Source organism: Shewanella oncorhynchi, from assembly GCF_012584455.1.
GTDB classification, from domain to species: Bacteria; Pseudomonadota; Gammaproteobacteria; order Enterobacterales; family Shewanellaceae; genus Shewanella; species Shewanella oncorhynchi.
Map to the genome: position 1 here is coordinate 98491 of NZ_JABAEB010000005.1, position 13485 is coordinate 111975.

A 13485-nucleotide genomic window follows, 5' to 3' on the forward strand; every position below is an offset into this window, starting at 1 on the left:
GTTTTCACTTATTGAGGACGAGTTTACTCAGAAGGGGGCGTGAGGCGATATTTTCTTTGGGGTATTTGTTTATTTGCAGTTGGGATTGAGTCTATGATTAGGTCTAATGTTTATCGTTTGGTATTCGTATGCTGAGTGCGTTTCCCCTTAGGGCGTGTTTTCTTGCGATGAGCTTATTAGGCCTGATGCCTAATCTTGTTTTTGCGGCGCCTGACAAGTTGAAATTGGTGACCGAAGCTTGGCCTCCCATGAGTTACGAGCAAAATGGTGTGCCGCAAGGTTTTGCGGTGGACTTAGTCAATACTTTGCAATCAAGACTGGGTCAGAGTGAAAAAATTGATGTGTTACCTTGGGCTCGGGCGTATTCGATTGCCAATACCTCAGCGAACGTTTTACTTTTTGCTACGTCAATTAATGATGAGCGAGCTGAGCAGTTTGATTTTATCGGTCCTATTGCGACCAGCAAAATTGCATTGTACGCAAGGGCGGCAGATCCCATCGCTCTCGATCAACTTGCTGAACTTCAATCGACAGATATTGTGGGGGTTTATCGGGAATCGGCGGGTGCGCAGTTGCTACAACAAGCGGGCGTGGATAATTTGCTGGTGGCGAGTTTTCCACAGCAATCGGCGAAACAGTTGCTGTTTTCTCGAATTCGTTTTTGGTGCCAAGCGGATCTTGCGGTAAAGCAGATACTCGAAGAAGTGGGTGCGAGTGAGACAGATATCCGCCAAGTGTTTGTAGTATCGGAGATTAATCTCTATTTAGCTTTTTCTAAAGGGACATCGGCGGCAACCGTTATCAGTTGGCAAACAGAGCTTGAGAAAATGAAAGACTCAGGTGAATTTAGTCGTTTGTATCAGACATGGTTTGGCACTTTGCCACCGCCATTACAACATCAAGTGTTTTGGCATAAGGCCGTTTAATTCTCTCTTAAAGCCTCATTCTTGGCTGATTTCACACAATTTCTGCCCGCATTTTTAGCCTCATAAAGAGCATTGTCGGCCCGCTTTAGCAAGGTGGCAAAATCTTTATCTTGATATGCATCTTCCGTATTATTTTGTGGTTCTAAAGTGGCGACACCAGCGCTAACGGTTAATTTGAGTTCTGCTGGTAAATTCTGTGCGCTAAGGCGGCTAATATGGTTCTGCAATTGATGCGCTAGCGCTAACGCACGTGTGGCATCAGTGTTAGGCAATAGGATTAAAAACTCTTCACCACCGATGCGGCCAACGAGGTCTTTATTACCTGATAAGGCTCGGCCTGCATTTGCAATGGTCATAAGGGCGCGATCGCCTAATTCATGGCCGAAGTTATCATTGATTTTTTTGAAGTGATCCGCATCAAAAATAATCACTGAAAAAGGGCTTTGATGTTTTAAGGCTTGCTGAAAATATTTTGCGGCTTGGGCATAAATATGCCGACGATTAGGGAGTTTGGTAAGATAATCCGTGAGGGCAATAACTTGCAGTTGGCGATTTCTATGTACTTGTTTATAAGCGAATATAGAAACTATCGTCAGGATAAAGCCCGCTAGTAATAGGATAATGTGTTGCAGTGATTTGTTCTTTTCAAGTAGCGCGAGCTCTTGTTCTTTAAGGTTTTGGTTTTCAATCAAGCGTTGATTTTCAGATTCAATCCGACTCGTATCAAACTTGACCTTTAATTCTGTCGTATGATGGGAGAGAGAATTGCCATCGACTTTTTTTGTTAGGGTAACAAATTCTTGCAGCGCTCCGTAGGCGGCAGATAAATCATTCATAGCCACATATATGTTACTTTTAAGCTGCAGCAGTTGAGTGAGTCCCCGATTATTCTGCAGAGTGCGAAAGGCTTTTTCCCCTTGCTCAAGTTCGGTAAGCGCCTCTTTATAGCGAGCTTGTTGAAACTTTATATCGGCCATAAAAAGCTTCATGAAGCTGTAATCGGTCAGATCTTTTTCATTAATAACAGTATCGGCTTCGATTAAATACTTTTCGGCTTCGTTTAGACGATTGAGTTTGATTAAGCTGTAGGCAATATTCGTTGCCATAGTTGCTGCCACTTTTTCCTGCTGATGTTCCTTGAAGTATTGATAACTTACTAAGAAACTATCTACGGCCTGTTGATGTTCACCGAGTTCATCTAAGGCAAGGCCAATGTCTGAGTTGACATACATTGCCTGTTCTTGGTTATTGTTTTTTAGATAGAGAGCTTTGAGTTTGGTGTAATAGCGGATTGCACTTTGGGGATCGCCATAACGTCTAAAACTGGTAGCAACATCGGCAAGGTTAATGTTAGCCCAACCGCTTAAATTGAGTGATTCATAGAGATCTTGCGCTGTGACGAGATCGTCTAATGCCGCAGAAAAATCGCCAATATAAGAGTAAAGTGCGCCGCGAATGCTGCGCGAGTCGGCGATTAGCTTAAGGTCTTCATGCTCATAGGCACGTTTAACACTGAGATTATAGCCTTCCATCGCGCCATCCATGTCACCACTTAATTGCAGAAACCAAGAGCGGCAGAGCGTGAGGTCGGTAATGAAATGGGGGGAGGCGGTTGGCAGAATATTGCTCAGTGCTTGGTTAGTATTTTTAAGTGCCAGTGCAATAGCGGTGTCGTTTTCTGTATTCTGATCCCAGCATTTAAGCAGTTGCAGCTTTTCATGACGGGTGACATCGTCAGTCGAAATTAGTTTGCTTAATAACACTAGATTGCTTTCGATTTCTTCACGGGTCATAGGGACGCCGCTTTCAAATCTTGCAAATATTTTATCAACCTGAGTCTTTTCTTCTGCCATAGCGTTGCTGAGCGGCAGTAGAAGCAGCAATAAGGAGAATGATAAATACCTAAGTTGATGTAGCAAAAAAGATTCCTGTTCGAATTAAAATCAATAGCTAATTATTAGCTTAGCATAACTTGTTTGTTCATTTTGAATATAGATGTATAGCAATTTTGCATTCGGTTAATGATCAAGGTATAAACTCCGCCTTGGTTATTATCCCACAAAGGAATCACCCTTGAAGAAATTACTCTGTGCTGCATTATTCATGATGAGTGGCACTAGCTGGGCAGGCTCAGATTTAGAAACCTCTGGCGATGTATTACATTTATTATTACCCGCTACTGCGATGGGTGCGACCTTGTTTTATGAAGAGGGTTATGATGGTAGTTGGCAGTTAATTCAGGCAGCGGTGTCGAGTCGGTTAATTGTTGAAGGTCTTAAGTATGGTGTGAGTAAAGACAGGCCAGACGATAGTGGCGATGATTCGTTTCCATCGGGTCATACCTCTGACAGCTTTATGGCGGCGACGTTTATTCAGCAGCGCTATGGTTGGCAATATGGTTTACCTGCCTATGTTGCCGCATCTTATGTGGGCTACACTCGAGTGGCGAGCGACCAGCATTACCTCGAGGATGTGTTAGCTGGCGCGGCGATTGGAGCGCTGGCGGGGTGGTATTTTACTCAACCCTATGAGGGGATTACAGTTACGCCGATTGCGGGTAACGGCGTTTATGGTTTATATGTGAGTGGCCAGTTTTAACTCTATTTTTGGGATGCGAATCGAGATTTTTATGAGCGAATTATCAGCTATTTACCGTGAAACTGCCGAGCAGATTTCTTACAATGTTGCGAATAAAGTGTTACCAATGGCTAAATTACCGGGCGACTTATTAGCAGCGTACCAAGGTTTGTGTGCCGAACTGTTGGAAGACAGGGAAGGTAAATTTAGCCAAGCTTGGACATCTTTACCTGCCAGTGCACGTAATCTAATGGAACAAGCCGCATTCCACGGTTTCTATATTGCGAATGCTTGGTTGCAATTGAGTCGTGTCGCCCAAGAAATTTCTGAGCAAGCCGATACCGATAGTGCAATCCAAGAGCAAGAATATAATGGTATTTTTACGCGCTTAGCCGATGAATCGCTCAAAGAAAGCCTACGTAAGTTGAAGAAAGCGCGTACCGATCGTGCTTTGCTCAATAGCTTTAAACAGGTGATGGCGCCTTAGTTTTTATTGAAATAAGCGCTGAGTCTGAAAATCAAAAAGCCCGTCACTTTGCAGTGACGGGCTTTTTGTTGGCACAAACGCTTAGCTAAAGCTGCTTTGCCACGACTTGAGTCGCGGCAACGCTATGCTTAGAACGAAGTGCGTTTGTAACGGCGATATTCTGGACTCCAGAAATTGCCTTCAATCGACTGCTGTAAGATCTCATCGCTCATTGGCAGCGTTAACCCTTGTTCAACTGCGACTTTACCGACGGCGAAAGCAATATGCTTACTCACCGCATGGATATCTTCCAGTTTAGGCAGTAGTGGACCTGTACCATCGATTGCCAGTGGCGAACATTCGGCAAGTGCGCGACTTGAAGCCATCAGCATGGCATCGGATACGTGACGTGCGCCAGAAGCTAATACGCCTAAGCCAATACCTGGGAAGATAAAGCTGTTGTTGCACTGGGCAATTTCATAGGTTTCACCATCGACAACCACAGGCTCGAATGGGCTGCCCGTAGCGACGAGTGCTTGACCTGAGGTCCAATGCAAAATGTCCTTCGGTGTCGCTTCTACGCGGCTGGTGGGGTTCGACATAGGGAAAATAATCGGGCGAGCACAATGGCTGTGCATAGCACGGATAATTTCTTCGGTGAAGAGACCCGGAACGCCAGATACCCCAATCAGCACTGTCGGCTTGGCGTTGTTAACCACATCGAGCAGTGAAATATTGTCGCTGAAATTGCTCCAGTTTTGGATGTTGGTGCATTTCTGCGCTAATTTTTGCTGGAATGGCAACAGGTTAGGCATGTTGTCGAGCAATAAGCCCCAACGGTCAACCATACACACTTGAGTGCGAGCTTGCTCGTCGCTGATCCCTTCAGACACCATTTGTGCCACGATAGCTTCGGCAATACCGCAACCGGCACTACCAGCACCAAGGAAGGCGATACGTTGTTGATTCAATTCAGTGCCCGCAGCCTTACACGCGGCGAGCAAGCAACCAACGGCAACCGCAGCAGTACCTTGAATATCATCGTTAAAGCAGCAATAGCGATCCTTATAACGCTCTAGGATCGGCATGGCATTCTTTTGGGCAAAGTCTTCGAACTGAATTAAAGTGTCTGGCCAACGCACATGTACAGCTTGCATAAAGGCTTCGATAAACTCGGCATATTCTTCGCCACCGATGCGTGGATGGCGCCAACCCATATACATAGGATCTTCTAACAACTGCGGATTATCTGTGCCTACATCTAAGGTAATAGGCAGGGTATAAGCCGGACTGATACCGCCACAGCTAGTGTAGAGTGACAGCTTACCGATAGGGATCCCCATGCCGCCAATACCTTGATCGCCAAGGCCTAAAATACGTTCACCATCAGTGACTACTATGATTTTAACTTTTTGACGAGTCGAGTTATTGAGGATGTCATCGATCCTATCTTTGTTTGGATAGGAGATAAACAAACCACGGTTGCGGCGATAGTTTTTCGAGAAACGTTCACAAGCTAAACCTACCGTCGGCGTATAGATGATGGGCATCATCTCGCTGATGTTATTTTGCACTAAACGATAAAATAAGGTCTCGTTTGTGTCTTGGATATTACGTAGGTAAATATGCTTGTCTAAGTCGTTATTGAAACTTCTAAATTGATCGTAGGCGCGAGAAGCCTGCTCCTCAATCGTTTCAATGGCATAGGGGACTAAGCCTTCGAGGTTAAAGAAAATACGCTCTTCTTCAGAAAATGCACTGCCCTTGTTAATCAGTGGGGCTTCAAGAATGGCAGGTCCTGCAAACGGAAGATAGAGGGGGCGTTTATTATCGTCCATGGGTAACCTTTTGAGTTATTGTTTAAGTGGTCAATACGTGCTGTAAGTCACGTAAGGTTATCATGAAATGTGATCTTTGTTGTCCGTGGAACGAGGTATTTGTGGTTTTTTTTGCAGCAGTAAAAAAGTCAGCTGTTTTAAACAGGATTTCTGAGGTTGTTGAGATGGAATTGTTAAGGTCTTGTTTATATCCAAACAAGCTCAGGTGTAGATAAAAACGGATATAAAAAAACGCAGCCTAAGCTGCGTTTTATGTCATAAGTTTAGCGTTATACGCCGCGATACTTAAGTGATAAGCCGCGGATAAAGTTACGCAGTATTTGATCGCCACACTCTTTAAAATTCTTGTGGTCTGGATTGCGGAACAGGGCGCTTAGCTCTGATTTTGACATTTGCACTTCGGCTAAAGCCAAAGCTGCTACTATGTCTTCTTCACGCATTTCGAGGGCAACTCTCAGTTTTTTAAAGATGAGGTTGTTGTTTAAACGTGAAACGGGTGCTGGAATTTCTGCACCTTCACGTAGACCGCGCTTCTCTATGATAAGACCATCTAAAAACTGACATAAGGTCGTGTCGTTACAAGCTTTATAACCTTCTTCCTCTTCTTTACGTAGAAGATCAATCATCTCTTCGACAGGCACTTCTCTTCCAGCTTTAGCAAAAATTTTAATCATTTTTGCATTGCTAAAATCAAACACGAAGCGCAAACGGCGCAAAATATCATTATTAATCATGGTCATCTCTTGGCGCGGCTGCGCTGTCTGGTTTAAGAGCCCGCATTATATACCCAAACCACCTTAATTGCAGAATTCAGCGGGAATTTAATGGCAGTTAGTTAAGGCCATTTATTGCTCCGGCATAAACATTCTGGGTAATTAACCTTTAATGATGTTGTACCAGTAGATAAACAGTGCAGCGAAAATCAGTAGATAAATCAGGCCAAACCAAGAGAGTAGTTTCATCTTCGCGCCGTATCTATCGGCCTCGGGGAGCTGTTTGCTGGTCATTAAGCGGTAATTTAACCAAGCAAAAATGACTGTGGTCATAAAGGCCAAGATCATCACAAACTCGAGTAACGGTAAGAGTGCACCTTTAAAGAAGAGGATCAGTAACAAGCCTAAGGCACTGATGGCGAGCATGATCCCAGTGAGACGTTTGTCTGAACTGGCCTTTGAGGTGAGTAACTGCCAGCCCATATCTAAGGTACGGCTATAGCCATCGATCACTGTTACTGTTGTGCTGAAAATACACAGAAATGCCACAATACCAATAAGATAACGACTCTCGCCGCCCATCACTTGGCTGTAAAGATTAATCAATTGATTAGCAAACTGCGCGCCGGAATCTGAAAAGTGTTCGCCGCTGCCGTGCATCACTAAGGCGCCCAAGGACAAAAACACGATCGCGAGGATCGCAGTTATGATGTAGCCTAAGTTAAAGTCGAGCAGTGCCTGCGCTTTCGTGACCGTCTGGCTTTTTTGTTTTTCGAGCAACCAGAGAGAATTCCAAGCGCTGACTTCAATCGGTGCTGGCATCCAACCCATCATGGCGACCAAAAATCCCACATGGGCCCATTGCCAAGGTGAAGGAGAGATAAAATTGCTCGCTAATGGTTGAGCGTGATCCCAAGCTAAGGCCACGGCAATTAAGGTGGTTAAGGTTAGGGCGAACATGATGATCTTAGTGAGTCTATCAAGGAGTTGATAATGGCCTAAAATCAGTAAAGCCAATGAACTTAGCAATACCAGCAGGGCTAACCAATCGATGGGCAGCGGAATAAATTGGGTCAACATAGCGGCGGTTAACATGCATACCCCTGCAGTACTGGCAATGGCGGCGATCACATTGAGCCCAGTAAACAGCAGTAAGTAACCTCGGCCCTGTTTTTGGTAGCCGTGCAGTAGACTCTCCCCTGTGGCAGCTGTGTAGCGTGCGCCAGCTGCAAAGAAGGGATACTTAAGTAAATTCACCCCAAGAATAACCCAAGCCAGTTGCCAACCAAATTCGGCGCCCGCCCGAGTCGAGGCGACTAAATGGGATGCGCCAATCGCCGCGGCGGCCATAAGAACACCTGGGCCCATGGCTTTAATGCCGAGAGTTAGGTGTGTCATCCAAGGGGATGAAGGAGAAGTTACTGAAGATTCTGTCATGTCGTTATTAAAAATGCCTGTTGAAAATTAATCTGGGGAATCGAACACTCCCTCATGTTAAGGCTGCGCTAACGCTAAGTGAGTGGCTCAACATTAAAGGTAAAGTGATTGAACTAAAAGTCGTTTTATTCAATTTATCTGTTTAATTTTTGACTGAGTAAAGTTTCAATGCGTTTTAAGCTTGCAGCCATTTCGACTACGATTTGTAACAGCGTATTATCTGGCTGTGCCGATGGGCTTATTGGGTGCAAGGGCTGGGTAAGCCGTTCTTTTTGTTCTAATACGCGGGCTCTAAATCGAGGCGCATCGACTATGCCGACTAAGCTTATCAATGCGCCTGCGCCCGATTGCCCTGCGGTTTCTACCGTGAGTTTATGCAGACCAAATAGGCGCATAATTGGGCCTTGAATCAATGCCATATCGGTAATTTTGTCCAAAGGCACAGTGTTTTCAGTACGAGTTAATATGCCCCTCCTGACAATAAGTTTATTGCTGGTGAGCTGCGCACTCATGTTGTTAATATAGCGGCGAGTCCCCCACAGCCCTATTGGAAACCAAAGTAATAACAAGGGAATACCTATTATGCTTAGGCTGAAATAGGCGGCCCCTGAAAGCAACCAATACAGACCTAAATGGGTTTCAAACTCTGCTTGATAAATAATCTTGTCTTCCATCTTTCTTCCTTAAATTCTGATATTCAAATACTGCGACTTGTCTTGTAGGTTGAATTTTTAGTGCCTAGACGTTCTTTGATTCTCGTATGAGGAAAATACACTGCCTCAAATGTAACAAAAGTTTAACTTTTATTTCTCTGCCATTGACTTTGGTTTGTAACTCATTACCTTATATGTTGTTAATTTAGGGTTTTCTTATTGTTAAAATAATTTTAATGAGATAAATAAAACAAGGGAAATGTATGAACAGACCTCAGATTCTACCCAGTGCTTGTGCAATCGCAATTGCTATGGCATGCGCGCCAACCGTGGCCCATGCTGCCGATAAAGGTGCAGAAAAAGTTGAACGTATTGAAGTAACGGGTTCCCGTATTAAACGTACCGATATTGAAGGCCCTTCCCCTATTCAATCGATCAGTAAAGACGATATTGCCAATATGGGATTTGATAACCTGCAGCAATTACTTGAACGCATGCCTGCCAATGGTGCTGGCGCGTTTTCTACCCGAGGAAACAGCCAAGATTCAACCGCCAACGGCGGCGCATCTATCAGTCTACGTGGTTTAGGCCCAGACGCGACCTTAGTGTTAATTAACGGTCGTCGTGTTGCGGCGAGTGCTTTTGCCGAAGGTATCACTAATTCCTTTGTTGATATCAATAATATTCCGGTATCAGCTATTGAACGTATCGACATACTGAAGGACGGTGCATCGGCTATTTATGGTTCTGATGCGATCGCGGGTGTGGTTAACATTGTTCTGAAAAAAGATATTGAAGGCATTGAGGTCAATCTTGGCTACGGTGATGCTTCAGGCACTGGCTACGATGAAACTACAGCGAATATGGTGTGGGGGATGAAGTCCGATAAGGGCAGTGCTTCCGTTATCCTCGACTATTTCAAAAATGACACTTTAGCTGCGACTGATTTAGGACGTTTTGGTGTTTCAAATCAATCACCTTATGGTGGTGAAGATTTTCGTTCTTCCCGTGGCTTTCCTGGGTATTTCTATGTTGATGGTGTTAAAACTATCGACCCTGCTTGTCCTGCTGATAGTGCAACCGCGAGTGGAAGTTGTTTATTTGAGTACGGCTCATACAATTTTGTTGCACCGGCTGCGGAGCGTGTAGGGGCTATTGGCCAATTTGACTATCATTTTAATGATGATTTAACAGCATTTTTAGAGTTAGCGGCGCAGCACAATACCTCAATCGCAGGTGGAGCACCGACACCACTTGACGAGGATGCTGGTTTAACTGTACCTGGATCTCACCCGAATAATCCTTGGGGGAAAGATATTGAAATTGGTCGCTTCCGTACGGTTGATGCGGGCGCACGACGTTGGGATATTGAATCCGATAGTTTACGTTTGGTTGCTGGTTTACGCGGTGTAGTAAAAGAGTGGGATTGGGAAGCTTCTGTTCAAAAAGGTCGCAGTGAGTCGACTCAAACGGGTGATCGCAGCCAAGGCTGGGTAAGAACAGATTATTTGCAACGTGAAATTGATGCGGGTCGTTACAATCCTTTCGGCGGCACGATGAACTCACAAGAGGTCATTGACGCTATTACCACCAGTTTAGTTCGCCAAGGTTTGTCAAACATGACATCTTATGCGGCTAACATATCTGGTCAAGCATTTACCTTGGCTGGTCGCGACATCATGATGGCGGCGGGAGCTGAATATCGCGAAGAAGATGTCAGTGATGTGCCCGATGAGCAATTCCAACGTGGATTGATTTTTGGTACTGAAGCTGTCTCTGCGGCAGCATCCCGTGAGCAATATGCCGCTTATATGGAATTATCTATTCCAGTCACGGATAACTTCGAGTTGCAACTCGCTGGTCGATATGATCATTACAGCGATTTTGGTTCAACGACTAACCCTAAAGTCGCCTTTCAATGGGGAGTGACTGACGAGCTAACGGCGCGCGCGTCTTGGTCTACGGGCTTCCGTGCACCCTCGTTAGCGCAAATCGGTCTTGGTCCATCTCGCGAAAGTAGTTTCTTTGTCGATACTTACCGTTGCGCTGCCGATAATGTTGATTGTGAAGCCTTAGATTACAACACTGAATTTGAAGGTAACTCTGAGCTGGATGCTGAAGAATCCGAAACTTGGAACGTCGGTATGATCTGGGCGCCGAGTCAGACGTTTGATGTGGGTTTTGATATCTTTAGCATCACGCAAGACAACAAAATTGATAAACAGCCATTAGGCGATATCTATACTGCAAATTGTAACGATCAAAATAGCACTGTGTGCGAGCGCTTAGCGCCACAGCTAGGTCAAACTTTAGGTCCGATCAGTATTATCCATTCAAGCTTTATCAACTTAAGCTCTCAAGATGTACAAGGGATGGATGTCTCTAGCCATTATGGTTTTGAGTTAGATAGCTATGGGGATTTGAAGTTTGGCTTAGAGTACAGCTACTTACATAATTTTGAGAAAGACGGTCTGGATTACACGGGTGAGTATAAGTTCCCTCAACATCGCTGGTTACTCACCACTAACTGGACTATGGATAATTTTGCCGCCAATATTAATTTGAGTTACATCGGTGAATTTGAAGATACCCCAGATATCAATTTCGATGGTGTACTTGATTTTGAAAGTAATAAGTCTCGTATGATCGACTCTCAATTATTGGTCGACATGTCTGGTACTTATCGCTTCAATGAAATGTTCAAGCTGACACTAGGCGTGAACAACGTATTTGATGAAGAGCCACCATTTGCTATCGGTGACGGTGATACGGATCTCTACGGCTATGTTATTTCAGTACATAATCCTATGGGCCGCTACATTTACACTAAATTCACGATGAACTTCTAACTACCGCTTAGCGTCATTTCATTCGGAATGGCGCGTCATTTATGATGGGTGGTGTGATCTCTAATAAAAAAGGCCAATAATGATATTGGCCTTTATTTTTATAGGGTTAAAACTTGTGACGGTTGAGTTTATAACTGAGTCGCTGCCCACTTTGCGCGACTTTCGCGGCTTTCACTCATTTTGGTCGGTTCACGGAAGGCTTTGTAGGCCTCCACGTCGAGGGCCACTAGGCTGACGTCGACTTCTAGGACCAGTTTGCACTCTTTCTTGATGCGCCAAGCGGCCGTGTTGTACAGCTCAGTAAAAGGCAGTGAACTTAAGAATTCGGGGTTGTATTGTGTGTAAACCGCTTGAGTGGGGTAGACCACGAAGGCTAAGTGACGCTTAGGTTCTTTCTTAAATAGTTCTTCGATACCATCGCAGGTGTTGAGCACTTGCATCTCAATGATGTCATCAATATCAAGCAGTTTCTTTTGCGCCAGATCAGGTGCCAGTTGTTCACCGCTTTCCCAGGCGAGTACATCGGCTTCGCTATGGTTAGTCAGAGCACCAACTTGAGCCGCGCTTAAGCTGAGTGACTGGCGTAAGTAGCTCATTTCGATGGCATTCAAGCCAATGTTCTTAGACATAATCGTGTTCTCAATGCAATAAAAGTAAAATTAGTATTTGATCTTTAACCAGATTTCTTCAACCCATTCCCAAAACGACTCCCAATAGATATCGGTAAAGTCGCCGTTTTTCCAGAAATGTACTTGACCATCTTGGTCGATACAGTAAAAAGCATCACCCTGCTGACATATGGCAATCATGTCCCTTGGCATACCGATGGACCACGCATAGCAAGTCACTTCGGGCAGGTAGGTGTGCGAGTAGGGATCCGATGCTGTTACTGGCTCTATCGTGCCGTAAATCACATCACTGGCATACAACAGGTATTCTTTTAGCTCCCTTGGCAATGAAATCAGGATTTGCTCTTCGACTTCGACGAGCTGCTCAAATGTGGGTAATTCGAGTGGTACAGGAACAGTTTCGCTGCGTTCTTGGAGTTGCTCAATAATGTCGTGCATGGCATTTCCTGCTGATAGGGCTATGGCGCGGGATTATATACTCAAATAGCACTTTGATGCGAGAGAGTGCTTTTTTACACCTTATATAAGATGATGTTTCAGGCGCTGTAAAATATAAAAAAAGGCGCTGGCACCTTTACAGATAACCAGCGCAAGAGTGGAAGATTTTTAGTTAAGCGACTGAGGCTCTTAATAAACTGGCTTCATCAACCCGTTTATAGTTAAGCCATGCCTTGTGGTACAACTTATGTGATTCTTGACGTAATTGGGCAATCTGCGCGAGTTCAAACTCACTTAGTGAACGTTGTTGTTTACGAGCATTGGCCTCAATCCTCTGTACTTTTTCATATACCTTGTGTTCAGGACCATTTTTGATATCAGCGATATCCTGTAGGTGTAATTGCACTTCAGCAATCATGCCTGATTGGGGTAAGCGTACCAGTAGATTGAGATCGCGATAGCCGGAGGCTTTAGGTTCGGCAAAGCGGTTTTTTTGTTTCACAACTTGGGTGTGCTCATTCAAAGTTTGGTAGGCCTGCATCAGATCTTGAATGCTGTCGGTCACAATACTTGCCCTTGCAAGGTCGGTAATTTGGCTGGCATCACCGTTAAATTTTGTGGCCACTTTATCGGCTGCTCTTTGGTAACTCTTTACTGGCGGAACAATCACTTGTGCCTGTGAATAATGGGCAATCTTGGTGAGTAATTGAGCGAGCTCAGCTTGTGCATCATAGGCTTGGTGATGGAGCACGGATAAGTCATTCGAGGATTGATGAGGCGCATCGAAGGTCTGACTGCTGAGTGCATATAGACCTTGTAGGTCATGGCTTGATGCCTGTCTTGCACTGTAATTACCACGTTCTGCTTTACTGTCACTGATGTCGAGAGGATTTGCTACACCAGCGCGGCTCGATAATAAGAGTAGAAAAATAAAAAAGGTACGAAATAACTTAGTCATG

At 44.7% G+C, this 13485-nt stretch carries 12 protein-coding genes; 4 read left to right on the forward strand and 8 right to left on the reverse strand.

Translation table 11 applies throughout. The features are described from left to right. The first annotated feature begins 128 nt into the window (after positions 1–128). Positions 129–926, forward strand: a complete 798-nt coding sequence (locus HGO26_RS09200; protein ID WP_028761670.1) for a substrate-binding periplasmic protein — start codon at positions 129–131, stop codon at positions 924–926. Here the strand turns inward: HGO26_RS09200 and HGO26_RS09205 are convergent. Further along, on the reverse strand, positions 923–2779 hold the full coding sequence (locus HGO26_RS09205) for a tetratricopeptide repeat-containing diguanylate cyclase (RefSeq protein WP_425596656.1): 1857 nt from the start codon (positions 2777–2779) through the stop codon (positions 923–925). The genes HGO26_RS09200 and HGO26_RS09205 overlap by 4 nt on opposite strands. Positions 2780–2999: 220 nt before the next feature. On the opposite strand from HGO26_RS09205, the gene HGO26_RS09210 reads away from it, so the two are divergent. Both HGO26_RS09210 and HGO26_RS09215 read left to right on the forward strand, forming a co-directional pair. Then, a complete protein-coding gene (locus tag HGO26_RS09210) occupies positions 3000–3524 on the forward strand; it encodes a phosphatase PAP2 family protein (RefSeq protein WP_113939058.1) in 525 nt (174 codons plus the stop codon). Between the two features lie 31 nt (positions 3525–3555). Further along, entirely contained in the window at positions 3556–3990 is a 435-nt protein-coding gene (locus tag HGO26_RS09215; RefSeq protein ID WP_168824739.1) for a DUF3069 domain-containing protein, read from the forward strand. 128 nt (positions 3991–4118) lie between these two features. Here HGO26_RS09215 and HGO26_RS09220 read toward each other — a convergent pair whose 3' ends face one another. The 4 genes from HGO26_RS09220 to HGO26_RS09235 form a co-directional block, all read right to left on the reverse strand. Beyond that, a complete protein-coding gene (locus HGO26_RS09220; protein WP_105250164.1) occupies positions 4119–5807 on the reverse strand; it encodes an NAD-dependent malic enzyme in 1689 nt (562 codons plus the stop codon). A gap of 269 nt (positions 5808–6076) precedes the next feature. Next, entirely contained in the window at positions 6077–6541 is a 465-nt protein-coding gene (locus tag HGO26_RS09225; protein ID WP_168824742.1) for a YehS family protein, read from the reverse strand. 141 nt (positions 6542–6682) lie between these two features. Further along, complete coding sequence (locus HGO26_RS09230) at positions 6683–7957, reverse strand: Nramp family divalent metal transporter (protein WP_168824744.1); 1275 nt, start codon at positions 7955–7957, stop codon at positions 6683–6685. Between the two features lie 134 nt (positions 7958–8091). Then, entirely contained in the window at positions 8092–8631 is a 540-nt protein-coding gene (locus HGO26_RS09235) for a PH domain-containing protein (RefSeq protein WP_168824746.1), read from the reverse strand. A gap of 242 nt (positions 8632–8873) precedes the next feature. On the opposite strand from HGO26_RS09235, the gene HGO26_RS09240 reads away from it, so the two are divergent. Next, positions 8874–11459 (forward strand): TonB-dependent receptor, encoded by a 2586-nt coding sequence (locus HGO26_RS09240; protein WP_131523744.1) that lies wholly within the window; start codon positions 8874–8876, stop codon positions 11457–11459. Between the two features lie 128 nt (positions 11460–11587). Here HGO26_RS09240 and HGO26_RS09245 read toward each other — a convergent pair whose 3' ends face one another. The 3 genes from HGO26_RS09245 to HGO26_RS09255 all read right to left on the reverse strand — a co-directional run bounded on the left by HGO26_RS09245 (position 11588) and on the right by HGO26_RS09255 (position 13484). Beyond that, positions 11588–12088 carry a DUF4447 family protein gene (locus HGO26_RS09245; protein ID WP_168824748.1) on the reverse strand — a complete coding sequence of 167 codons (501 nt, stop codon included), beginning with the start codon at positions 12086–12088 and terminating at the stop codon, positions 11588–11590. A 30-nt stretch (positions 12089–12118) separates the two neighbouring features. After that, complete coding sequence (locus HGO26_RS09250) at positions 12119–12526, reverse strand: SMI1/KNR4 family protein (protein ID WP_113939053.1); 408 nt, start codon at positions 12524–12526, stop codon at positions 12119–12121. A 172-nt stretch (positions 12527–12698) separates the two neighbouring features. Beyond that, complete coding sequence (locus tag HGO26_RS09255) at positions 12699–13484, reverse strand: RelA/SpoT domain-containing protein (protein WP_131523742.1); 786 nt, start codon at positions 13482–13484, stop codon at positions 12699–12701. Position 13485: the final 1 nt, after the last annotated feature.

Coding starts and splice junctions, on each gene's coding strand:
- HGO26_RS09200 (WP_028761670.1), top strand. CDS start 129: ATGCTGAGTGCGTTTCCCCTTAGGGCGTGTTTTCTTGCGATGAGCTTA.
- HGO26_RS09205 (WP_425596656.1), bottom strand. CDS start 2,779: ATGGCAGAAGAAAAGACTCAGGTTGATAAAATATTTGCAAGATTTGAA.
- HGO26_RS09215 (WP_168824739.1), top strand. CDS start 3,556: ATGAGCGAATTATCAGCTATTTACCGTGAAACTGCCGAGCAGATTTCT.
- HGO26_RS09220 (WP_105250164.1), bottom strand. CDS start 5,807: ATGGACGATAATAAACGCCCCCTCTATCTTCCGTTTGCAGGACCTGCC.
- HGO26_RS09225 (WP_168824742.1), bottom strand. CDS start 6,541: ATGATTAATAATGATATTTTGCGCCGTTTGCGCTTCGTGTTTGATTTT.
- HGO26_RS09230 (WP_168824744.1), bottom strand. CDS start 7,957: ATGACAGAATCTTCAGTAACTTCTCCTTCATCCCCTTGGATGACACAC.
- HGO26_RS09235 (WP_168824746.1), bottom strand. CDS start 8,631: ATGGAAGACAAGATTATTTATCAAGCAGAGTTTGAAACCCATTTAGGT.
- HGO26_RS09240 (WP_131523744.1), top strand. CDS start 8,874: ATGAACAGACCTCAGATTCTACCCAGTGCTTGTGCAATCGCAATTGCT.
- HGO26_RS09245 (WP_168824748.1), bottom strand. CDS start 12,088: ATGTCTAAGAACATTGGCTTGAATGCCATCGAAATGAGCTACTTACGC.
- HGO26_RS09250 (WP_113939053.1), bottom strand. CDS start 12,526: ATGCACGACATTATTGAGCAACTCCAAGAACGCAGCGAAACTGTTCCT.
- HGO26_RS09255 (WP_131523742.1), bottom strand. CDS start 13,484: ATGACTAAGTTATTTCGTACCTTTTTTATTTTTCTACTCTTATTATCG.